This is a genomic window from Rhizobium sp. CNPSo 3670 (assembly GCF_057784555.1).
Genome location: NZ_JBXSOL010000005.1, coordinates 1 through 22,972, shown reverse-complemented (window position 1 = coordinate 22,972; position 22,972 = coordinate 1). Strand labels below are relative to the sequence as shown.

Here is a 22,972-nt window from a genome sequence, read left to right as displayed (position 1 = left end):
CATCTTTTCTGCCGCATCTGCAAGGGATTGAAGGCCGGCATTCATGATACGCTACATCCTCCAACGCCTGTTCGGCATGATCGTCGTGATGTTCCTGGTCGTCACGATCGTCTTCGTCATCGTGCGCGTGACGCCGGGTGATCCAGCCGCCGTCATGCTCGGCCCCGATGCGACGCCGCAGGATATTGCCGATCTGAGAGCTCGGCTCGGCCTCGATCAGTCGCTCGGGCTGCAATATGTCTATTATATCGGCCAGTTGCTGAAGGGGGATCTCGGCCAGTCGATCTTCCTCAACATGCCGGTCACTGTAGCACTCGTCGACCGGGCCGAACCGACCTTCTTCCTGACGCTGTTTTCGCTTGCCATCGCCAGCATCATCGCCCTGCCGATCGGCATCTATGCCGCCTATCGGCGTGGTTCCTTCATTGATCAGGCGGCAACGACCCTCGCCATTTTCGCCGCCAGTATTCCAAGCTTCTGGCTCGGTCTCATCCTGATGCAGTTCTTCGCTGTCCGATTCAATCTCTTCCCGGTCTCCGGCTATGGCGGCCCGGGCTCAACTTTCATCGACCGGATGTATCATCTGACGCTGCCGGCCTTTGCGCTCGGCATCGTCTCTTCGGCGCTGATCCTGCGCTTCACCCGTGCCTCGATGCTCGATGTGCTCGGCGACGATTATATCCGCACGGCGCGCGCCAAGGGGCTAATCGAGCGTAAGGTCATCCTCAAGCACGCTCTGAAGAATGCGCTGATCCCGATCCTGACGGTGCTCGGCCTGACCGCCGCCGTGCTGATCTCGGGCGCTGTCGTCACCGAAACCGTCTTCGGCTTGCCCGGGGTTGGCAATCTCGTGGTCTCGGCGGTGCTGCGCCGCGACTATCCCGTCATCCAGGGGGCGCTGCTCGTCATCGCCGCCCTCTACGTGCTGATCAATTTTGCGATCGACATGCTCTACCTGCTGGTCGATCCGAGGGTGCGCTACTGATGGCGGATGTCGCAACCAAACCTGTCGAAAGCGAAGGCAGCAAGTTCGTCCGCCGCCTCATGAAGCGCAGGACAGTGGCCTTCGGCCTGCTGATCCTGGTGGTCTTCGTGCTGCTCGCAGTCTTCGCGCCGCTCGTCGCGCCCTATTCGCCGTCGAAGCTTTCCATCGTCAACCGGCTGAAGCCGCCGAGCGAGATCTTCTTTTTCGGTACTGACGAGTTCGGCCGCGACGTCTTCTCGCGCACGATTTTCGCCGGCCGCCTGTCGCTGCTCGTCGGTGCGGCTGTTGTGGCCTTGTCGGCCGCCATCGGCGTGACGCTCGGCCTGCTTGCCGGCTTCTTTCAAAAGCTCGATACGCCGATCGCCCGGCTGATCGACGCGATGATGGCCTTTCCGGATATCCTGCTCGCCATCGCCCTCGTCGCCGCTCTCGGCCCGTCCTTGACGACGGTCATCATTGCGCTGTCGCTCGTCTACTCGCCGCGCCTTGCCCGTATCGTCCGTGCCTCGACGCTTGTCATCCGCGAGCTGCCCTATGTCGAGGCGGCGAGGGCGCTTGGCATCTCGACCTTCCATATCATGACCCGACACGTGTTGCGCAATCTGCTGTCGCCGATCCTGGTACAGGCCACCTTCCTCTTTGCCAGCGCTATGCTTGCCGAAGCCGGCCTCTCCTTCCTCGGCCTCGGCGTCAGCCCCGAAGTGCCGACCTGGGGAACGATGATCGCTGCCGGCCGGCAATATATCGGGCAGGCCGATTGGATGACGGCTTTCCCCGGCGTGGCGATCGTCCTCTCGGTGCTGTCGCTGCAGATGGTCGGCGACGGCCTGAGAGACATGCTCGATCCAAGACTTCGCAAGGACCTTTAATCCGCCGACCAGAGGTCGCCCAATCCAAATCCGCCAATCGAAATTCGCATGACAGGAGTTCGCGTGAATCAGTTCCCCGCCGCCGCCGGCAAGGTCGAGAACTCGCCTTACCAACGGTTAGCCGCGCTCGGCATAACGCTGCCGCCGCCACCGCCGCCGATCGCCAATTTCGTGACGCATGTGATAGAAGGCAACATGCTCTATCTGTCAGGCCAGGGGCCGCGCGAGGCCGATGGCTTCCTGCATGCCGGCAAGGTCGGCGGCAGCGTTGGTGTCGAGGAAGCTTACCGGCATGCGCGGCTGACCGGCATCAACCTGCTTTCCGTCATGCATGAGGCGCTTGGCGATCTCTCCCGCGTCAGGCGGGTGGTCAAGCTGCTCGGCATGGTCAATGCCGTGCCCGAGTTCGAGGATCATCCGAGCGTCATCAACGGCTGCTCGGATCTGTTGATCGCCGTGTTCGGCGCAGCCGGCGAACATGCCCGCTCGGCCGTCGGCTTCGGCTCGCTGCCCGGCAATATCACCGTTGAGATCGAGGCCATCGTCGCCCTGCATTGCTGAACGTGTTTTCGTGTTTGGAGTGGTCTTCGGATGACTTTTTTCTATTTAAGCACGCATCCTTCCCCCGGCTGCTCGACACTGCCACATGGCAGCGCCATGTTCTGCCCTTCCTCCCAGACTTCCGGAGATCTTCATGCCCGATGATATCAGACCTTCGCTCGGCCTTCGTCCCGTCATCAATGTGTCCGGCACGATGACCAGCCTCGGCGCCTCGATCGTCGTTCCGCAGGCGATCGAGGCGATGACAGCGATCCTGCCGCACTTCGTCGAAATTAACGACTTGCAGCGCAAGGCAAGCAGCGTCATCGCCCGGCTGACCGGCGGCGAGGCGGGTTTCGTCACCGCCTCCTGCTCGGCCGGAATTTCGCTTGCCGTCGCCGGCGCAATCACCGGCGACAATCTGTTGGCGATCGAGAAACTGCCGGACGCCGTGCCGGAGAGGAACGAGGTGCTGGTGCAGATGGGCCATATGGTAAGCTACGGCGCGCCGGTCGACCAGGCGATCCGGCTTGCCGGCGGCAAGGTGGTGCTTGTGGGACAGGCGACCTCGACGCATCGTTTCCACATGGAAAGGGCGATCACCGACAAGACGGCTGCTGCCGTCTATGTCGTTTCCCACCATGTCGTCGATTATGGCCTGCTGAACCTCAAGGAATTTATCGAGATCGCCCATGCCAGGGGCATTCCCGTCATCGTCGATGCGGCCTCGGAATATGACCTGAGGACCTTCCTGGAGCAGGGGGCCGATATCGCGCTCTATTCCGGCCACAAGTTTCTCGGCGGCCCGACCTCGGGCATCGTCGCCGGCAGCAAGGAACTGGTGCGGCACGCCTTCCTGCAGAATATGGGGATCGGGCGCGGCATGAAGGTCGGCAAGGAAAGTATCTTCGGCGTCATGGCGGCGCTGGAGGCGTGGGAAAGGCGCGATCATGCCGGCATCCGCGAGCGCGAGACCGGCTATCTCAATCTCTGGAAGAAGACGCTCGACGGCCGTCGGGGCGTCACCGCCCTGATCGAGCCCGACCCGACCAACAATCCGCTCGATCGGCTGCGCCTCATCGTCGATCCCGAAGAGGCGCATATCACCGCCTGGGATCTGGCCGATGCGCTCGCCAAGGGCAGTCCGCCGATCATCGTGCGCGATCATGAGGTGGAGCACCGCTATTTCTATCTCGACCCCTGCAACCTGCATCCGGGCGAGGAGGTCATCGTCGCAAACCGCCTCGCTGAGGAACTCGACAAGGCGCGCGCCTCCAACGAGATCATCGCCACACCGATCGAAAACCGCAGCCGGCACCGTTTCGACGGATTGCTGCGCTGGCCGGATTGATCGGCCGTTCTCATCCGCCGCAAGAGGAGCCGATATGGCCAACGCCCAAGCCCAGCCGATCGAGACATTGAGCCCCGTTCTTTCCGTCGACCGGCTGACCACGTCCTTCCTGGTCGACGGCGCCTGGAAACCGGTCGTGCGCGACGTTTCCTTCACCGTCGCGCCCGGTGAAACTGTGGCGATCGTCGGCGAATCCGGCTCGGGCAAGAGCGTCACCTCGCTTTCGATCATGCGGCTGCTGCAGGCGGAGACGAGCCGCATCGAGGGCCGCGTCATGCTCGGCGGCCGCGACCTGCTGGCCCTGCCGGAACATGCGATGCGGCAGGTGCGCGGCAATGAGGTGGCGATGATCTTCCAGGAGCCGATGACCTCGCTCAATCCGCTCTTCACCATCGGCGATCAGATCTCCGAAGCGCTGCTCTGCCATTCCGCAATGAGCAAGGCCGATGCCAGGGCCGAGACGATCAGGCTGCTGGAAAAGGTCCGTATCCCCTCGGCCGCCTCGCGCTTCGACGAATATCCGCATCGTTTTTCCGGCGGCATGCGCCAGCGGGTGATGATCGCCATGGCGCTCGCCAGTCGGCCGAAGCTCTTGATCGCCGACGAGCCGACGACCGCACTCGACGTGACGATCCAGGGGCAGATCCTCGATCTCATCAAGCTGCTGCAGGAAGAGGAGGGGACTTCTGTTCTCTTCATCACCCATGACATGGGCGTCGTCGCCGAGATCGCCGACAGGACCGTGGTGATGTATCGCGGCGAACAGGTGGAAAGCGGCGCCACTGCCGATATCTTTCACCGCGGCAAACATCCCTACACAAGGGCGCTGTTGTCCGCCGTGCCGGTGCTCGGCTCGATGCAGGGCCGGCAGAGGCCGCTGCGCTTTCCCGTGGTTAACACCGCGACGGGCGAATCGGACATTCCCGCCGAGGCTGCCGATACGGTCGCGGCAAGGCCCGTCCTGCAGGTGAAGAACCTCACCAAGCGCTTCGACATCCATTCCGGCCTTTTCGGCCGGCTGACCAGCCGCGTGCACGCGGTCGAAAACGTCTCCTTCGATCTTCATGCCGGCGAGACGTTGTCGCTCGTCGGCGAATCCGGCTGTGGCAAATCGACGACGGGGCGAGCCATCATGCGCCTGATCGAGCCGCAGGCGGGTTCCGTTCTCGTCGAGGGCAGGCAGGTGCTCGGCCTCGACAGGAAGGAGCTGCGCGAGATGCGCAAATCCGTGCAGATGATCTTCCAGGATCCCTTCGCCAGCCTCAATCCGCGCATGACGGTGGGGGCTGCGATCGCCGAACCCTATCTCGAACACCGGATGGGCAATGCGAAACAGGCAAGGGAGGTCGTCGCCGACCTGCTGGTGAAGGTTGGCCTGTCCGCGGATATGGCGGCGCGCTACCCACATGAATTTTCCGGTGGCCAACGCCAGCGCATCTGCATCGCCCGCGCGCTTGCCTTGCAGCCGAAGGTGATCGTAGCGGACGAAAGCGTCTCGGCGCTCGACGTCTCGATCAAGGCGCAGGTCATCAACCTGATGCTGGATCTGCAGCAGAGTCTCAACCTCGCCTTCCTGTTCATCTCGCATGACATGGCGGTGGTCGAGCGCGTCAGCCACCGCGTGGCGGTGATGTATCTCGGCGAGATCGTCGAGATCGGCCCGCGCGCCGCCGTCTTCGAAAATCCGCAGCATCCCTATACCAAGAAGCTTATCGCCGCCGTGCCGGTGCCAGATCCCGACCGCCGCCACGAGAAGCGGATGGCGGCGAACGACGAGATCAAGAGCCCGATGCGCCCGGTCGACTACGCCCCTCCGATAGCCTCCTATCGCGAGGTCGGGCCGGGCCATCTGGTCATGGCCGAGCGCTCGTCCGGGCTGGGAGTTGCCTAACGGATCAGCGGCGCATAAAGCAGATGCGGAGACAAATGCTTGGAAAGCCGCACCGATGAACAAGACAGAGTATTTTTCGACGCTCGGCGGCCTGCCGCCGCAGACCCAACTGCTTTCCGGTAAGGCCGTTTTCACCACGGCTTACGCGGTCATTCCCCGCGGCGTCATGAGCGATATTGTCACGAGCCTCCTTCCGCATTGGACGGGAACGCGGGCATGGGTGCTCTCACGGCCGCTTTCCGGTTTCTCCGAAACCTTCTCGCAATATGTGATGGAAGTTCAGCCGGGCGGCGGAAGCGACCGGCCGGAGCCCGACAAACGAGCCGAAGCGGTGCTCTTCGTCGTCGAAGGCGGCATGACGGTTGAGCTCGAGGGCGTCAGCCATGCGCTGCGCGCCGGTTCCTTCGCCTATCTTCCGGCCGGCTCGGCTTGGCGCCTCAAAAATGATGGTTCGACCGCGGCGATCTTCCATTGGGTCCGGAAGGCATTCCAGGAAGTCGAGGGGCTGGAGCCGCCGCCGGCAATTTTTACGCATGAGGATGACCATCCGATCCAGGCCATGCCCGACACCGACGGCCGCTGGGGCACGACCCGCTTCATCGATCCGGCCGATGTGCGCTACGACATGCATGTCAATATCGTGACGCTGGAGCCGGGTGCGGTGATCCCCTTCATGGAAACGCACGTCATGGAGCACGGCCTCTATGTGCTGGAGGGCAAGGCGGTTTATCGCCTGAACCAGGATTGGGTCGAGGTCGAAGCCGGCGATTTCATGTGGCTGCGCGCCTTCTGCCCGCAGGCCTGCTACGCCGGCGGTCCCGGCCGCTTCCGCTACCTGCTCTACAAAGATGTCAATCGGCATATGAAGCTCTGGTAGGCGGCTCGCATAGGCCGCACACGAGGCAGGCTCGCACCTGTCCGGTTGCTTGACAGCTCTCTGGTTAACACGCATCGTCGTTCGATGCGGGATATGGATTCATGGCTGTCGGAGAAGAACGAAATCAACCGAAGAAACGCTGCCGAAGCGGTCTTCGAAGATATCCGCACGGCCATTGTGGATCAGAAACTGCCGCTCGGAAGCCGTCTTCCCTCGGAGGTGCAACTGGCCGAACGCTACGGCATCAGCCGGGCGATCGTGCGTGAAGCGCTTCGCTCCCTGCAGACGCTGGGCTTCACGCAAACCCGAACCGGCCGGGGCACCTTCATCGTTTCGGACAGCCCCGCGCGGCAGCTCGGCGGCGGCGCCTATTCCGCCCGCGACCTGATGGAAGCGCGGCCCTGCATTGAAATCCCGGCAGCCGGCTGGGCGGCATTGCGTCGTTCGGGCGAGCAGCTGGCCCGGCTGACATCCTTGTGCGACCGAATGGATGAGGAGGAGGATGTCCAGAAATGGGTGCGGATGGACGCGGCCTTTCATGGAGAAATCGCGGAGGCTTCAGGCAATGCGATCTTCCGGAAAGTCGTCGCCGATGTTCGCGGCGCGCTCTCGACGCAGTCGGAACTGGTCGAGCATGTTCGCGGGCGGCGCCAAAGGTCCAATGCGGAGCACCGCCGAATTCTGGAGGCAGTTGCTGCAGGCAGCGAGCAGGATGCGCGGGCGGCAATGGCAGAGCACCTGCTGGAGGTCAAGCGCTCCATCATCGGGATTTCCGATGAAAGGCGAACTGCCCAGAAGGCATGATTTCAAATTTACGCCCGGATGTCCCGTGCGGCCGATCGAATGCAAGCGATGAACGATCTAGAAAACTGGCTGTCCGATTCCGCGACCCTCAGTCGCAAAAGCGCCTCGGAACTTGTGTTCGAGGAATTGCGCAGCCTGATCCTTTCCGGCCGTTTCGCCGCCGGTTCGAAACTTCCGTCAGAAGCCAAGCTCGCTGCAAAATATGGCGTCAGCCGCCCGATCGTGCGGGAGGCGCTGCGCTCGCTGCAGATTTTGCGGCTGACGGAGACACGAACGGGCAGCGGCACATATGTGCTTGCGGCTGCCGGCGACGGAGACATCAGTTACGGCGATTATTCGGCGCGTGATCTGAGGGAGGCGCGGCCTCACGTCGAGGTGTCGGCCGCCGGCTGGGCGGCGCTGCGTCGAAACCATGACGAACTGTCCGGGTTGCTCAGGCTTTGCGACGAGATGGAGCAAGAGGAAAATACCGAGGCCTGGGTGCAGCTGGATTCGGAGTTTCATGGACTGATCGCCGCTGCATCGAAGAATGCCGTCTTCCGCGATATCGTCGATGAGGTTCGGGAGGCGATGGCGCAGCAATCCGGCCTTCTAACGGTGTTGGGGCCGCGGCGGCAGGAGTCGAATGATGAGCATCGCGCAATCGTCGAGGCCATCCGCGCAGGCTCGGACATCGAAGCCCGGGCCGCGATGGAAATCCATCTCCAAAAGGTGGAGGCGGCCGTCAATCGCATCATCGGCGCCGAACCGCGCTAAGCGGCGCCAACGCTATCGGAGCTTTCTGACACACCGTTGCGTCCGCATCGGTAGCTGCCTGATGGGCGAACCGGCTTCCATATAATGCACATCCTCAAACGAAGGAGCTTGACGGAGGTGTATGTTTCCATTTATCCGCTAAACCTGTCAGACCGCATAGCAGATTGACATGTTGTCGGAGCTGCGCGGAGGGCGGCCGGGGAGGCTGCCGAACCCAGGAGAGGGAGGAGAAATGACAGTGATGGAATCCACCAGAACCGAGGCCGATGGGCAGATTTTCGCCGAGGAGGATCTCGGTTACAAAAAGGCGCTGAAGCCGCGGCAGATCCAGATGATCGCCATCGGCGGAGCGATCGGCACCGGGCTGTTTCTGGGCGCGGGCGGGCGGCTTGCCGCTGCCGGTCCGGCGCTTGTGCTGGTCTATGCCTTGTGCGGCTTTTTCGCGTTCCTCGTTCTCCGGGCTCTCGGCGAACTGATCGTGCACCGCCCGACCTCCGGTTCGTTCGTTTCCTATGCCCGTGAATTCTACGGTGAAAAGCTCGCCTTCGCGGTCGGCTGGCTCTACTGGTTGACCTGGGCGATGACGGCGGTCGCCGATGTCACCGCCGTGGCTCTCTACATGAATTTCTTCAAGGCCTACGTTCCATGGATCGCCATGATCGATCAGTGGGTCTTTGCGCTGGCGGCGCTGGTTCTCGTTCTCGCAATGAACCTTCTGTCGGTGAAGGTTTTCGGCGAACTGGAATTCTGGTTCAGCCTCGTCAAGGTTCTCGCTTTGGTCGTCTTCCTGCTTGTCGGGGTCTACTTCGTTGTGACCGGCACGCCGATCGACGGCCACGCTCCAGGCCTCAATACGATTGTCGACTTCGGCGGCATGTTCCCGAACGGAATCCTGCCCGCGCTTGTGGTGATCCAGGGCGTGGTTTTCGCCTATGCCTCGATCGAGCTGATCGGCACCGCCGCGGGCGAAACCGAAAATGCGCGCAAGGTCATGCCGCGCGCGATTCGAACGGTCGTGCTGCGCCTGGTGGTCTTTTATGTGGGCTCGGTTCTGCTGCTGTCGCTGCTGCTGCCCTATACCGCCTATAAGGGCGGCGAGAGCCCGTTCGTGACCTTCTTCGGCAAGATCGGCGTCGAGGGCGCCGACGTCGTCATGAACCTCGTCGTGCTGACCGCGGTCCTGTCGTCGCTCAATGCCGGCCTGTATTCGACCGGCCGCATCCTGCATTCCATGGCGATTTCGGGCTCGGCGCCGGCCGCGCTGGCGAAGATGAACAGATCCGGCGTGCCCTATGGCGGCATTGCGGTGACGGCTGTCGTGACCGCCTTCGGCGTCGTGCTGAACGCCGCCGTTCCGGCAGAAGCGTTCGAGATCGGACTGAATGTCGCCGCGCTCGGCATCATCGCGGCATGGGGTGTGATTGTTCTGTGCCAGCTCAAGCTGTGGCACCTGTCGCGTCAGGGCAAGCTGGCGCGGCCCGAATTCCGGATGTTCGGCGCGCCCTATACCGGCGTGCTGACGCTCGGCTTCCTTGCGGTCGTCGTGATCCTGATGGCGCTGGATTATCCGGTCGGCACCTACACGGTCGCGTCGCTGCTGCTGATCATTCCGGCGCTGGTGGTCGGCTGGCTTCTGATGCGGGAGCGCATCCACATGATCGCGGCCGAACAAGGCGACGATCGCGGCGGTTTCGATCTGGCCTGACCGGCGCGACAGCAAGGCTTGCCCCGGCGCCAAATGCCGCCGGGGCCGCTTCAATGGAGAGAGAAATGATCCCGAGTGAGGATTTCGTCGTCACCGACCGTGGCGGCATCGTCGAGAACCGCCATCGCGTCCATGCGGCGGTCGTTGATGCAGAAGGCCGGCTGCTTTATGCGCTGGGAAACCCGACGCGCCTGACGCTTGCCCGGTCTGCCGCCAAGCCGGCCCAGGCGCTCGCCATCCTGGAGACGAGTGGGATCGAGCGTTACGGCTTCGATGATGCGGATCTCGCGCTAATGTGCGCTTCGCACAGCAGCGAAGAGCGGCATATCGCGCACACGCGGACCATGCTGGCGAAGATCCGGGCAGAAGAGGCCGATCTTCGCTGCGGCGGCCATCCTTCCTTGTCCGAAACCGTGAACCGCGCCTGGATCAGGCAGGACTATACGCCGTCGGCGGTCTGCAGCAACTGTTCGGGAAAACATGTTGGAATGATTGCAGGCGCCCGGGCCATCGGCGCGGGCGCCGAAGACTATCACCTGCCGGATCATCCGATGCAGGTGCTCGTGAAGCGTACAGTCGCTGAACTTTGCGATCTTGATCCGCAGGACGTCGAATGGGGGATCGACGGATGCAATCTGCCGACGCCCGCTTTTCCGTTGGATCGCCTGGCGCGCCTCTACGCCAAGCTTGCTTCGGCAGCAGATCGGGGCGAGGGGCAGGAGGGTTTGTCGAGACGAGACGCAGCACTCGCTCGCATTTTCCGGGCGATGGCGCGCTACCCCGCAATGGTCGCGGGCGAGGGGCGTTACTGCACAGTGCTGATGCGCGCGTTCAACGGCGCGCTGATCGGTAAGCTCGGCGCCGATGCCAGCTATGCAATCGGTGTGCGCGCCTCGGATGACACCAGGCGATCGGGGGCGGATGGGGCGCTCGGCATTTCGGTCAAGGTCGAGGATGGCAACATCGAAATCCTCTACGCGGTTGTGACGGAAATCCTCGATCAGCTCGGCATCGGTTCGCCCGAACTCCGCCATGAGCTTGCAACGTTCCATCGTCCCAAGCGGGTGAACACCATGGGTGTTTCGACCGGTGGCGTGTCCTTTCCGTTCAGGCTGCGCATACCGGAGCCGGAGGGGGAGTAGTCCAGTCCTGCAGCTTGATACAACGACGCTTCCGGACGCGGCAATTCTGCCGCGCCTAACCGATCATCTCTCCGGCCTGCCGCCGCAGTTCAGGTCCGCAGCGCCGCTTTCGAAAGTCCAGCCATGACTATCTCCGATATTGCGAAAATCCGCGTCGAGCATGACCTGATCGGCGATCGCGAGGTGCCGGCCTCGGCCTATTACGGCGTGCATACGCTGCGTGCGGTCGAGAATTTCCCGATTACCGGTCAGACCCTGCGTGAATCGGCGGATCTGATTGCGTCGCTCGCCGCGATCAAGCAGGCAGCGGCTCAGGCCAATGCAAGCCTCGGCCTTCTCGATCGGGCACGCGCCGACGCCATCATCGCCGCCTGTGTCGAGATTCGCGACGGCGCGCTGCACGAGCACTTTGTCGTCGATCTCATTCAGGGCGGCGCCGGCACCTCGACCAACATGAATGCCAACGAGGTGATTGCGAACCGGGCGCTTGAAATCATGGGTTATGACAGGGGCGATTACCAGCACCTGCATCCGAACGAGCATGTCAATCTCTCGCAATCCACCAACGACGTCTATCCGACGGCGCTGAAGCTCGCCGCCTGGATCGGCGTTCACCGTCTGGTCGATGCCATGGCCGTTCTGCGCCGGTCGTTCGAGGCCAAGGCGGTCGAGTTCGCCGACGTCCTCAAGATGGGCCGCACCCAATTGCAGGACGCTGTGCCGATGACGCTCGGACAGGAATTCGGGACCTACGCGCTGATGCTCGCGGAGGACGAGGCGCGCCTTGCCGAAGCCGTCTCGCTGATCCGCGAGATCAACCTCGGCGCCACGGCTATCGGCACCGGCATCACCGCCCATCCCCAATATGCGGCGCTGGTGCGCGAGCGCCTGTCCGATATCGTCGGCGTCGATCTGGTGACCTCACCGGATCTGGTGGAGGCGACGCAGGATTGCGGATCCTTCGTGCAGCTGTCGGGCGTGCTCAAACGCGTGGCGGTCAAGCTGTCCAAAACCTGCAACGACCTGCGGCTTTTGTCTTCGGGGCCGCGCGCGGGCCTGAACGAGATCAATCTGCCGGCGCGCCAGGCCGGCTCGTCGATCATGCCGGGCAAGGTCAACCCGGTCATCCCGGAAGTCGTCAACCAGGTCGCTTTCGAGGTGATCGGCAACGACGTGACGATCACCATGGCCGCGGAAGCCGGCCAGCTTCAGCTGAACGCCTTCGAGCCGGTGATCTTCTACAGTCTCTACCGCAGTCTTAGCCACCTGACCAATGCCTGCCTGACGCTCGAAGCCAATTGCATTCAAGGCATAACCGCCAACCGTGACCGGCTGCGCCAGACAGTCGAGCAGTCGATCGGCATCGTGACGGCGTTGAACCCCTATATCGGCTATCGCAATGCCACGGAGGTCGCGCTGGAGGCGCATCATTCGGGCCGTGGGGTCTACGAAATCATTCTCGAGCGCGGCCTGATGCAGAAGGAGCATCTCGATGCGGTCTTGCGCCCGGAAACGCTGACCCGGCCGAGCGAGAGGCTTTCCTTCTCGTAGGGCATGCGGCTCATTTCCCCTTGCGAAGGCCGGCCCATGAAGCTCTTGTCGCATCATGGGCCGGGCAACACTCCTATGTGTGCGATCACGCCGCCTTGGCTTGCGGCTTGGCAGTCTTGACATGGGTTGTGCTGCGGCGGCCATCGATGCTGACGGGAACATCGCCGTCAACCGTGGCGCGGCGGACGACCCGGTGCTGGTCGCCATAATCGTTGACGGCATAGTGCTGGGTGGCGCGATTATCCCAGATCGCGACGTCGCCGGCTCTCCAGCGCCAGCGCACGGTATTTTCCGGGGCAGTGACGTAGGACTGGAACACCTCGTAGAGTTTTACGGAGTCGCTCTTCGACAGGCCGACAAGGCGCTGAACGAAGTTGCCGAGCAGCAGCGATCTTTCGCCGGTTTCCGGATGGACACGCACGACCGGATGCTCGGTCTCGTAGATGGTGGAGGTGAAAACTTCCTCGAAATGCTTCTTCTCTTCGGCGGTGGCGCGCGGGCGAACGGCGGCATAATCATAGGCATTGCTGTGAATGGCCCACAAATTGTCCGCCAGCAGTTTGAGCGGCGCCGGCAGGCTTTCATAGGCGGCATGGGTATTGGACCAGATCGTGTCGCCGCCGGCCGCCGGGATGACGACGCCGCGCAGGACGGAGAATTTGGGATAGGCGTCGACGAAGGTAACGTCGGTATGCCACTGGTCCGCTCTGCCGCCGCCGCGGCTGGAATCGAGATTGAGGATGGACGCCGTGCCGGCGACCGGTCCCTGGGTCGGATGCGGCACAAGATCGCCGAGGCGGCGTGCGAAGGCTTCCTGGGCGGAATCGTCAAGATGTCCCTGATCGCGGAAAAAGATGACCTTGTGTTTCAAGAGAAGCTGATTGATGGCCGTCACCGTTGCATCCGAAAGATCTCCACCAAGGCGGATACCCTTGATTTCGGCTCCGACACGGCCGGTCAGCGGCACGACGTCGGACTCGGGAATGATCTGATTGACGAGAACCGGATTGCTCATGGAAATCTCCTGTTGATATTGGAAGAAGTCGGAAGGTCGCTTGAGCCAGATGAAGGATTCATCGGGCGTTCGAAATCTCATCGTTGAAAGTCGACAGGGCTATGGAACCTTATAATCTACAAAATCTGTAGACAATAATTTCTAAATTTGACTGTTTTCCTGAAACGGCCGTCTTCGATTTTCCTCGCCGGGAGGCGAGGCTGGCGGGCGTTGTCATTTCTTCGTATGTTCCGCCGTCAGCGTGGGATTGCCGAGCAAGTGATGCTTGAGGCCGTAGACCGGCGCGCGGAAAGGAACTTTCGATGGCAACAGTTAAACTCCTGTCGGACCAAGAGGCGGCAGCCATTCCGGCCGTGCAAGCCGTGTTTGATGACATCAGGGCGACACGCAAGACCGATTTCATCAACAATTTCTGGCGTGCTCTCGCAAACGATCCCGCAAATCTCAAGCGGGTGTGGGAGACGCTCAAATCGGTCATGACTGTCGAAGGCGCCATCGATCCGTTGACGCGGGAGATGATCTACATCGCCGTGTCGACGGCCAATGCCTGCCAGTACTGCATTCAATCCCATACCGCAGCCGCCCGGGCGCGCGGCATGACCGATGCCCAACATGGCGAACTCCTGACGATCATCGGCCTTGCCGCACAGACAAATCATCTCGCTCTCGCCATGCAGATTCCCACAGATCCGGAATTCGAGGTGCGATAGGAAACGATGTCTCAGATCAAGCACATGCAACCAGTCCCGTCCGCAATCTCCCGCATCATCAAATGCGGAGAGTGTTGCATTCCAACTTTGCTTAACTTTGCGGCTACCTCAACGACTTCAGCATGATGCGATTACTCCCCGCTGAAAGCGCTCACATGTGCCTTTGACAGAATAACAAGCTTGTCCGGTCTGACGTTGAGATAGTTGCGTCGCGTGCCGCAGACAGCTCCTCCGTCAGCAAAAATCTCTAAGATGCCCTTATCGTGGATGACTCTCAGATCCGTCGCATCGGCAATCATCGCGGCGTAACGGATCGATCCGTCATCTTGTGGCAGCTGCACGGAGATACTTTGATCTTCCACCACGATGGAAAATGACAATCGTCCGGCCTCGGTCGCGGTGATCCTTGTTCCGTCGAGCATTCCGTTCAGTCGGATATCGACGGGCGCTTCGTCAAGAACATATCTGCCGGGTTCAGCGGAAGGCAGAGGCGCATGTGTGAGGGCCTCCTCCACTTCGTCAGCGGGTCTCATACATATCCTGTTGCGCGCATCCAGCGATAGCTGGCGGGGTAAGGACAACTCGCCGGAATACGGCGATCCGGCAGGCTTGCGGAACTGCCAATTGAAGAGCCACGCAAAGGAAAGCTGCCTGCCACCCGTCGCGAAACTTTGCATCGCATAAAAGTCGCTGCCGAAATCGAGGAGTTGCAGCGCATCGGAGTCCGGAATGAAGCGGTCATCGACGAAACTTCCGACGAGCCCATAGAGCAGGTTGTGTCGCCCGCTGTCAGGATCACAGTGTCCGACAAGTCCCATGATCAGCACCCATTTGCCGTCGACGGGAAAAAAGTCGGGGCATTCAACTGCCCTGGCGCCCTGCTCGCGGAAGAAGGGCGGTGCACGGTAGAGCGGTCCCAGGTATTTCCACTCAAGCAGATCCTCCGAACCGTAAAGCAAGACTGCCGGGTCGCCATGAATGGAGGCGCCGAGCACCATGCGATAAGCGCCGGAGGCTCCGTCCCACCACACCTTTGGATCGCGGAAATCGTGCTCGACTCCTTCGGGGCGCTGCTCGAGCACGGTCGAGATGCTTTCCGCCTTGATCATCCGCCGGTCCGGCCGGGCGATCTTCTGTATTTCTCGATAACCTTTGAAAAGGTCATAGGCGGGCAGGCGTTCTGTATAGAAGAACATCAGGCTGCCATCCCTGTCCTGAAATGCATTGCCGGAGAATGCGCCTCCGGTCGCACCGAGACGCCAGAGGTTCTGCTCCGGATGGAGAAAAACCGGCATGTGTGTCCAGCTGAACAGGTCAGGGCTAGTAGCATGCCCCCAGTGCATTGGCCCCCAGTCGCCGCCGCATGGATGGAATTGATAAAACAGGTGCCAGCACTCGCCGATCCTGCAGAGACCCACGGGATCGTTCATCCAGTTGCGACAAGGAGAAAAATGAAGTCGAGGCCGCTGAGGATCGCCTCGCAGCCATGAGCCAATTTCCTTTCCTGCGCGAATTAGAATTTCATCCGTGCTGAATTCCCATAGCTTTATGCCGGCCTCCGCAACGGTTGCCGGATCGTAGGAGTAGGCCCAGAGGAATGCTTCCGGCTGATCCCATTCAACGACAACGCTGCCGGCCTCGCGGTGATGATAGGCATAGTATGATGGATGAGCTTCGAAAGCGGGCACATGCCAGAGGGTCTCACCATCTTGCGAAATACTGACGGCCCCGGGGCCAACGGCCCAGAATTCCAAACGCTCGCCCGAAACAAAAGAGACAGTCGCTTTAGCCATTTGGAGACGCAATCTGAGTGAAGAACGGCCGGTCCGAAGACTGGCCCAGGTTTTTCTTGGAAGAGGACTTGTGGTCCCACGACCGGCGGGAGAGGCCTGGCGGCTGCGGTCTATTGCCCAGGAGCCGGAGTGCCCCTGAATGCATTTACCGTTCGGTCCATCACCACTTGTTCGACGTTTCCGCAGTCCAGGACCGTATTCCCCACCGAGTTCCTTTGCACCAGCACGGTCGTTACGTCGCGCGAAGTCGAATTCCCGATTGAAAGCAATGCGCGCACTTGTGTTGAAAAACAGGCGCTGTTTGGCGCATCGCTCCCGGCTTTTTGAGGTATTTCGGTGGTGGCCACAATGTGGTTGTTGGCTATGTAGTTTCCACTGCCGGAAACTACATTGATCATGACAGGTTTTGCTGCGGGAGGCTTGATATATTGGGTGTCAATGGTGTGCGAAATATGGTTCGCGATCAGCGAATTGTTGCTGCCGTCAATCTGCAGAAGCCCAAACAGATCATCCAAGCCATTGTCGTACTTCTGCATCGGCGCCCATGGCTCGCGATCTCGCAGAAAGTGATTTGAGGAGACCAAATTCTCGCAGCAGTTAGCAGCAAACACCAACATTCCGGGATAGAAGGAATGGAACCTATTTCCCGTGACCGAGGAACGCACCACGCCGGAGAAATGGAGACTGCTTGCTCCTCGCGGAAATACGTTGTTCGAGGATACCAGAATGCCCGCGTAATTCTCGGCGTAAATTGAGTGTCCCCTATATCCGGCGCCGACAAAATTATTTGCTATTCTTGAGGCCTGCCCCATACCTTTCAGCTCGATACAGTTGCCGCACTCTGCGATGAAATTATTATCTATCGCGAGCGCATCTGCATCATGAACAGTGACTCCATGCTCCAGGTAGATAAGGCCCATACCGGTTATTCGAAATGAGTCATTGGCGCTGCCTACATAGATTCCCGTTTTGCCATTCCTGTATGTGTTTTCTGCGTCGTCTTGCCCCGAACCATCATCGATGAAGTGCAAGCCATCGATGCAAAAGTCAGCAAACTCCACAGAGCTTATACGAGGATTTCCATTGCGCTTGACATAAAACGCGGCACCAGCAGCCTCAACGTCTGTGGCCTCTGGAGAAATGTCCACAAGGATTCGACTTCCGCCCGGCCACACCTCGTGCCAGTGGGTCAACTCGCCTGCTGGTGTGTTGAAGCGGATGCTCGACGACGTAAAACCATGCCCAGAGCCAACGATCTTCAGATAGCTCACGTCTATAACGACTTGAGTGACAAGACGATAATCGCCTGGCGGTATATAGATAACTGATCCAGGTTTTCCGCCGTCATTTGCATCGACTACCGCTTGCCTGTTCTTGATATCCGCAATGATGTTATTGATGACGGCGCCAATATCCTCACGGGAATTGCCTGATGGATACTTCGTAACGTCGTAACAGTTTTCGCTAATCATTATCATCTCCGCGGACAGCGAGGGTTAATCTTGTCTTTTGGCTGTGCCATCACCAGATGCTGGTACGGGTGCCCGGGTCAAAGAAGTGAAGTTCTTCGGCATCGACAGCGATGCGCGCGATGTCACCTGCTCGCACTGTGCTCTTAGGGGAAAAACGGGCTACAGCAGCTTTTTCGTCGCCGATGTCGGCGATGGCGTCCGGGTCGCCAGCATCCACCCAGGGTGCATCGATATTCAGATGCACCATGGATTCAGAACCCAGCGCCTCAACAAGAGTGACCGGCGCCGAGATCTCGGCCGAAGAAGGCCGGATTGAAGCGTCATTCATGTGCTCCGGCCGGATGCCGAGAAGGATTTGACGGTGAGACGCACCGTTGAGCGAGGGACGGCATTCGAAAACCCGGTCAGGAATTTCGAAACTGTTGCTGCCCAGGATCACCGTCCTTCCATTCAGGACGGCCTCGTACAAGTTCATCGAGGGCGATCCGATAAAGGCCGCAACAAAGACGTTGTCGGGGCGACTGTACAGGTTCTGCTGTGTGTCGACTTGCTGCAACACGCCGCCCTTCATGACAGCGACACGGTCGCCCATCGTCATTGCCTCGACCTGATCGTGAGTGACGTAGATCGTGGTGACGTTGAGTTTTCTCTGGAGGCTGGCAATCTCGGCGCGCATCTGCACACGCAGTTTTGCATCGAGATTGGACAGGGGTTCATCCATCAGGAAGGCGGACGGCTGGCGGACGATCGCCCGACCCATGGCGACGCGCTGCCGCTGGCCGCCCGAGAGCAGCGCCGGTTTGCGGTCGAGCAGAGCCGTCAGTTCGAGGATGCGCGCGGCCTCGTCCACGCGGCTGGCAATGTCGGATTTTGGCAACCCCGCCATCAGCAATGGAAAGGCGATGTTTTCGCGCACGGTCTTGTGCGGGTACAGCGCGTAAGACTGAAAGACCATGGCGATGTCGCGATCCTTGGGATCGACATGGTTGACGATCCTGTCCCCGATCCTGAGTTCGCCGCTCGAAATGCTCTCAAGGCCGGCGATCATCCGAAGCGCCGTCGATTTCCCGCATCCCGAGGGACCGACAAACACCATGAACTCACCATCCCTGATGTTGAAACTCAGGTCGTGTAGCGCATGAAAGCTGTTGCCGTAGATCTTGTTGACGTTGCGCAGTTCTATACTGGCCATGTCTTAGCCTCCCTCATCCTTTTACAGCGCCGAAAGTCAGGCCGCCGACGATCTGCTTTTGAAGTGCGAGCGTTACGATGATGACGGGCAGTGAATAGAGCACGGCTGCCGCCGTCATCGCTCCCCAGGCCAGGCCATAGACCGAGTTGTATTCAGCAATGACGATCGGTGCCGTTTTGGTCGACTCTGACGTCAGCAGCAGTGCATAGAGGAACTCGTTCCAGCTCGTGATGAAGGTAAAGAGCGCGGTAACGGCGATTCCGCCCGTCATGATCGGAAGAATAACCTTCAGAAAGGCCTGGAAACGGGTGCAGCCGTCCATGCGCGCCGCCTCTTCCAGATCCTTCGGAACGCCTTCGAAGAAGGCTGCCATGAGAAGAAGCGCAAGAGGTACCGCGGCTGATGTGTGGGCGAGCACCAGACCGGGAACGGTATCCAGCAGACCGAGCGACTTCAGAAGCTGAAACAATGGCACGCCGAGCGACACCGAGGGCACCATGCGCGTGACCAGCGCGAAAAGCAGGAACAGGGTGGTGATCCGGCGCCTATAGTGGGTCGCGACATAGGCGGCCGGAACCGCCACAGCGAGGGAAAGGATGGTTGTCAGCACCGCCACCATCAGCGAGCTTGCGAAGGCCCGCGGCAGGGTCGACGATTGCAGGACATCGCGAAAATTCTCGAAAGAGATCACGACGGGAAAGAAGCTCGGCGGAATCTGCTGGACATCCGCTGCCGGCTTGATCGACGTCATGAGCAGATAGACGTAAGGCAGCGCATAGGACAGGACGAGGACGAACGCGGCGGCATTGATCACGATGCCGTTGAAATTGAGGCGGCGCGCACTACGCATGGACCGGCCTCCATATCTTCCAATAGGCAGCAGCAGCCAGAGCCATCATGACGATCAGAAACAGCGTGCCGGAGGCCGAGGCCTCGCCGAGATCGCCGAAGCGCACCATGCGCTGATAGATGTTCATCGAAAACACTTCAGAAGCGTGGTTGGGGCCACCCTGCGTCTGAATCCAGATGAGGTCGAAGGTCTTGGCCGCATCCACCCCACGCACGATGACGACGACGGCGATCACCGGGCGCATCAGTGGCAGCGTGACATGCCAGAAGCGCTTGAACGCGTTCGCGCCGTCGATCCGCGCGGCCTCGAGCAGGTCTTTGGGAATGTTTGTCAATCCGGCATAGGAGACGAGGGCGACAAAGGATGTCGTCAGCCAGATATCGGCGAAAGAGACGGAATAGATGACGATATCTTCGTCGGACAACCAGGCAATCGCATCGGGATCGCTGATGACGCCCAGATGGAGGAGCCCGTAGTTCAAGATGCCGATGTTCCCGACCAGGAGAAAGCGCCACAAGAGGCCGGCGACAATGGGCGGCACCATTAATGGCAGCGTGAAGATCGTGCGGTGCCAGCGCGATTGACCGGGGAGCGCCGTGAACAGCAGCGCGGCGCAGAAACCGAAGGTAAATTCGAAGAACAGCGCAAAGATCGAATACTGGATTGTTCTGAATGCGCTTTCCGCGACACGCTTCGAGGTTAGCGCGTCGATATAGTTCTTGAGCCCGATCCATTCTCGTATGTGGGGAGTAATGGTGTCGACCTTAAAAAAGGAATCGAACACCAAAAGCCCTACCGGGTATGCGACTAGCAAGCCAAGGATGGCGAGGGCTGGCGCAAGCATGCACAGCACGAATCGGTCTTCACCCGACATGGCGCTCTCCGAAAGCTGATGATGCGAGGAGGACCACCCGTCCTCCTCGCCGCCGAGGGACTAGTCGAGGATGTCTTGGATCGTTTCCTTGGCGTCCGTCAGGACCTTGCCAACATCCGCTTTGCATGTCAGGGCCTGCTGCACAGCTGGCAGAACCGCTTCGTCGACAATTTCCTGATATTTTTCGTTCATCGGACGGCCTTGCGTCGCAGGAGCGCCCAACGTCTCAAGTAGCGGCGTGAAATGCTCATAACCGGGCTTGCTGGCATAGCCATTATAGGCCGAATTCGTCGCAGCCAATCCAAGCGGCGCTTCGATACCAAGAGCATTGTTGGCGATCGCGAAGGCTATGAACTTCTTGGCCGCGTCCTTGTGTTGGGAGGTCGACGGAACGACATTGTACCAAGGACCCGGAATTGCCGCGATTCCTGCATCGCCAGCCAGCATCGGGGCGACGCCGACCTTTCCGCTGACCTTGGAATCGGCGGGCGTCATCTTGTAGGCGTGCGCCCAGAATTTCATCATCGCCGTCTTGCCTTGATAGAACAGGTTCTGAGCTTCGCCCCAGCCAATCTCGTTGACGTTTTCGGGCACGGAATGATCGATGCAGTGAGGCGCGATGTAGAATTCGAGCGCCTTCCTATGCGCTTCGTTGTCGATGATCACCTTCCCATCCTTGTCGAGGATCACACCTGGCGAGCCCGCCTGAAGCACATGTGCCATCCACTCTTCGGAGAAGCTGCCGATGGTGTCGGTGCCCCAAAAGTCAGTCTTGCCGTCACCATCGGTGTCTCGGGTGAAGAATGTTGCGATGTCGCGCCATTGCTGCCAAGTCTTCGGCGGGGCGAGGGGATAACCATATTTTGCCTGGAATGTTTTCTGTTCTTCCGGCTTGTCGAAGAGGTCCTTGCGATAAAAAACAATTTCGGCATTGGCCCAAGCAGGCATGCCGATCAGTTTGTCGCCGATCTTCGCGTCGGCAAGCAAGGCAGGCGGCAGGTCCTTGCGAACCGCGTCGGTGAAGAGCGGCGCGAGGTCTTCGACATGGCTTGCGAATTTCGCGTTCCACACGACGTCGATCGTTACCACATCGAACGCCGATGAGCCGGAGGCGATTTCGGCGGAAAATTTGTCGAAGACGCCCTGATAGGGAACGACGGTGAAGTCCACCTTGATACCGGTCTCGGCGGTAAACTTCTCCGCGGCTGCCTTCTGCAGCATTTCGCCGCCGCCTTCCACGAGGACATTGATGGTTTCGGCCTTGACGGAGGCCGCAATGCAAACGAACGCGAGCGCGCTGGCGCCAAGCAGTTTTTTCATGAATTCCTCCCTTGTTCCGCCGGAAGCACTTGCCTCGGGCTGTTCCATCGTTGGGACCATAGGCGCGCTATGACGACGTTGTCAATTGTAATTGTCGACGTTGTCAGAAAAATATGTCGACGTTGTCATGCGTGTAGTTTACAACAGACCCGCATCAGGAGAATTAGCGGACATGGTAAGCATCGTCAGCGTCGCGAAAGCGGCCGGGGTTTCGAATAAAACAGTCTCTCGCGTCATCAATGGCGAGCCCTACGTGACTGAGGAAACCCGGGAGAGGGTGGAAAAAGCCATTCGGGACCTCGGCTATATCCCGAATATGGCGGCGCGCCTCATACGATCCAGCCGTTCCAACACCTTTGGGATTATCACCGATTATGTTTCCACGACGCCTTATTCGGTGGATATTGTCCGCGGAATTCAAGACTGGGCCAATGCGAATGGGAAAACCATCCTGATAGCCAACACCGGTGGTTCTTCCGAGCGAGAGGTGGAAATCTGGAAAATGTTCCAGTCCCATCGCATTGATGGAGTCTTGTATGTAACCATGTACCGCCGCATTGTGGATCCGGAGACCGGCGATGTCAGCATTCCGACAGTGATGATAAACTGTCGGCCGCAAACAAGGGAGCTCCTGCCGTCCATCGAGCCCGATGATTATCAGGGGGCGCGAGATCTTACCCGGTACCTCCTTGAACGAGGTCATCGCAGAATCGGTTACATCCGGCTCAATCCGATCCTATTGGGAGCCGAACTGCGCCTGGAGGCATTTCGCCGAACGACAAGCGAATTCGGTCTCACAGAGAACGACCTCTCTATCAGCCTTGGCATGGATGGGCCTGTGGGGGCAGAAAACAACTACGTCTTTGCGGCAGCGACCGAAATGCTCAAACAAGACGACCGTCCGACCGCGATCATGAGCGGCAACGACGAAATGGCAATTCAAATCTACATTGCCGCCATGGCACTGGGCTTGCGAATTCCACAAGACGTCAGCATCGTCGGCTTTGATGATTTTCGAACAGTCACTATGGCGCTGAAGCCGGAGCTCACCACAGCGGCGTTGCCATACTACGATCTCGGCGGAGAGGGTGCGAAGTGGCTGAACGATTTGATAGCGGGCGAGAAGATTTATCCGAGCGGTCGGGTTGTCCCTTGCAAACTGGTTGAACGTAGCTCTGCCGCCTTTGGCCCTCAGTAGGCGTGGAGAATCTCTACTGCCTGCCTCGAATGATCATGTCTGGTTTGAGCCTTGCCTTCGACAAAACGATCCGCTGC

Annotated in this window: 20 protein-coding genes; 13 read left to right on the top strand and 7 right to left on the bottom strand. The window is 59.9% G+C overall.

What is annotated here, in order from left to right:
* Positions 1-43 precede the first annotated feature (43 nt).
* The 11 genes from AC13QO_RS06340 to aspA all read left to right on the top strand — a co-directional run bounded on the left by AC13QO_RS06340 (position 44) and on the right by aspA (position 12,471).
* The gene (locus AC13QO_RS06340; protein ID WP_488540198.1) at positions 44-985 is read left to right on the top strand and encodes an ABC transporter permease; all 942 of its coding nucleotides are present in this window, start codon (positions 44-46) and stop codon (positions 983-985) included.
* Positions 985-1,854, top strand: coding sequence for an ABC transporter permease (locus AC13QO_RS06335; protein ID WP_488540197.1), 870 nt, complete (start codon positions 985-987; stop codon positions 1,852-1,854). Before AC13QO_RS06340 ends, AC13QO_RS06335 begins: the two co-directional genes overlap by 1 nt.
* Positions 1,855-1,902: 48 nt before the next feature.
* Entirely contained in the window at positions 1,903-2,415 is a 513-nt protein-coding gene (locus tag AC13QO_RS06330; RefSeq protein ID WP_085781138.1) for a RidA family protein, read from the top strand.
* Positions 2,416-2,548: 133 nt separating this feature from the next.
* A complete protein-coding gene (locus AC13QO_RS06325; protein ID WP_085781139.1) occupies positions 2,549-3,745 on the top strand; it encodes an aminotransferase class V-fold PLP-dependent enzyme in 1,197 nt (398 codons plus the stop codon).
* A 34-nt stretch (positions 3,746-3,779) separates the two neighbouring features.
* A complete protein-coding gene (locus tag AC13QO_RS06320; RefSeq protein WP_488540196.1) occupies positions 3,780-5,636 on the top strand; it encodes an ABC transporter ATP-binding protein in 1,857 nt (618 codons plus the stop codon).
* Between the two features lie 55 nt (positions 5,637-5,691).
* Positions 5,692-6,513, top strand: a complete 822-nt coding sequence (locus AC13QO_RS06315) for a bifunctional allantoicase/(S)-ureidoglycine aminohydrolase (protein ID WP_085781141.1) — start codon at positions 5,692-5,694, stop codon at positions 6,511-6,513.
* A gap of 84 nt (positions 6,514-6,597) precedes the next feature.
* Positions 6,598-7,317, top strand: a complete 720-nt coding sequence (locus AC13QO_RS06310) for a FadR/GntR family transcriptional regulator (protein WP_097600753.1) — start codon at positions 6,598-6,600, stop codon at positions 7,315-7,317.
* 48 nt (positions 7,318-7,365) lie between these two features.
* Positions 7,366-8,073 carry a FadR/GntR family transcriptional regulator gene (locus tag AC13QO_RS06305; protein ID WP_183701072.1) on the top strand — a complete coding sequence of 236 codons (708 nt, stop codon included), beginning with the start codon at positions 7,366-7,368 and terminating at the stop codon, positions 8,071-8,073.
* A gap of 232 nt (positions 8,074-8,305) precedes the next feature.
* The gene (locus AC13QO_RS06300; protein ID WP_488540195.1) at positions 8,306-9,778 is read left to right on the top strand and encodes an amino acid permease; all 1,473 of its coding nucleotides are present in this window, start codon (positions 8,306-8,308) and stop codon (positions 9,776-9,778) included.
* A gap of 65 nt (positions 9,779-9,843) precedes the next feature.
* Positions 9,844-10,920, top strand: coding sequence for an asparaginase (locus AC13QO_RS06295; RefSeq protein WP_488540194.1), 1,077 nt, complete (start codon positions 9,844-9,846; stop codon positions 10,918-10,920).
* 123 nt (positions 10,921-11,043) lie between these two features.
* Positions 11,044-12,471: an aspartate ammonia-lyase gene (aspA, locus tag AC13QO_RS06290; protein WP_488540193.1), complete on the top strand. Its 1,428-nt coding sequence runs from the start codon at positions 11,044-11,046 to the stop codon at positions 12,469-12,471.
* Between the two features lie 85 nt (positions 12,472-12,556).
* On the opposite strand, the gene AC13QO_RS06285 is transcribed toward aspA, so the two are convergent.
* Positions 12,557-13,486 carry a TauD/TfdA dioxygenase family protein gene (locus tag AC13QO_RS06285; protein ID WP_488540192.1) on the bottom strand — a complete coding sequence of 310 codons (930 nt, stop codon included), beginning with the start codon at positions 13,484-13,486 and terminating at the stop codon, positions 12,557-12,559.
* A 302-nt stretch (positions 13,487-13,788) separates the two neighbouring features.
* Between AC13QO_RS06285 and AC13QO_RS06280 the strand changes: the two genes are divergently transcribed.
* Entirely contained in the window at positions 13,789-14,196 is a 408-nt protein-coding gene (locus AC13QO_RS06280) for a carboxymuconolactone decarboxylase family protein (RefSeq protein WP_085781147.1), read from the top strand.
* Positions 14,197-14,327: 131 nt separating this feature from the next.
* On the opposite strand, the gene AC13QO_RS06275 is transcribed toward AC13QO_RS06280, so the two are convergent.
* The 6 genes from AC13QO_RS06275 to AC13QO_RS06250 form a co-directional block, all read right to left on the bottom strand.
* A complete protein-coding gene (locus AC13QO_RS06275) occupies positions 14,328-15,989 on the bottom strand; it encodes a glycoside hydrolase family protein (protein ID WP_488540191.1) in 1,662 nt (553 codons plus the stop codon).
* 110 nt (positions 15,990-16,099) lie between these two features.
* Positions 16,100-17,461: a NosD domain-containing protein gene (locus AC13QO_RS06270; RefSeq protein WP_488540190.1), complete on the bottom strand. Its 1,362-nt coding sequence runs from the start codon at positions 17,459-17,461 to the stop codon at positions 16,100-16,102.
* Positions 17,462-17,510: 49 nt separating this feature from the next.
* Positions 17,511-18,653, bottom strand: coding sequence for an ABC transporter ATP-binding protein (locus AC13QO_RS06265; RefSeq protein WP_488540189.1), 1,143 nt, complete (start codon positions 18,651-18,653; stop codon positions 17,511-17,513).
* Between the two features lie 13 nt (positions 18,654-18,666).
* The gene (locus AC13QO_RS06260; RefSeq protein WP_488540188.1) at positions 18,667-19,503 is read right to left on the bottom strand and encodes a carbohydrate ABC transporter permease; all 837 of its coding nucleotides are present in this window, start codon (positions 19,501-19,503) and stop codon (positions 18,667-18,669) included.
* The gene (locus AC13QO_RS06255; protein ID WP_085781152.1) at positions 19,496-20,377 is read right to left on the bottom strand and encodes a carbohydrate ABC transporter permease; all 882 of its coding nucleotides are present in this window, start codon (positions 20,375-20,377) and stop codon (positions 19,496-19,498) included. The genes AC13QO_RS06260 and AC13QO_RS06255 overlap by 8 nt, the downstream gene beginning before the upstream one ends.
* A gap of 60 nt (positions 20,378-20,437) precedes the next feature.
* Positions 20,438-21,697: an ABC transporter substrate-binding protein gene (locus AC13QO_RS06250; protein WP_488540187.1), complete on the bottom strand. Its 1,260-nt coding sequence runs from the start codon at positions 21,695-21,697 to the stop codon at positions 20,438-20,440.
* 172 nt (positions 21,698-21,869) lie between these two features.
* Between AC13QO_RS06250 and AC13QO_RS06245 the strand changes: the two genes are divergently transcribed.
* On the top strand, positions 21,870-22,895 hold the full coding sequence (locus AC13QO_RS06245; RefSeq protein ID WP_488540186.1) for a LacI family DNA-binding transcriptional regulator: 1,026 nt from the start codon (positions 21,870-21,872) through the stop codon (positions 22,893-22,895).
* Positions 22,896-22,972: the final 77 nt, after the last annotated feature.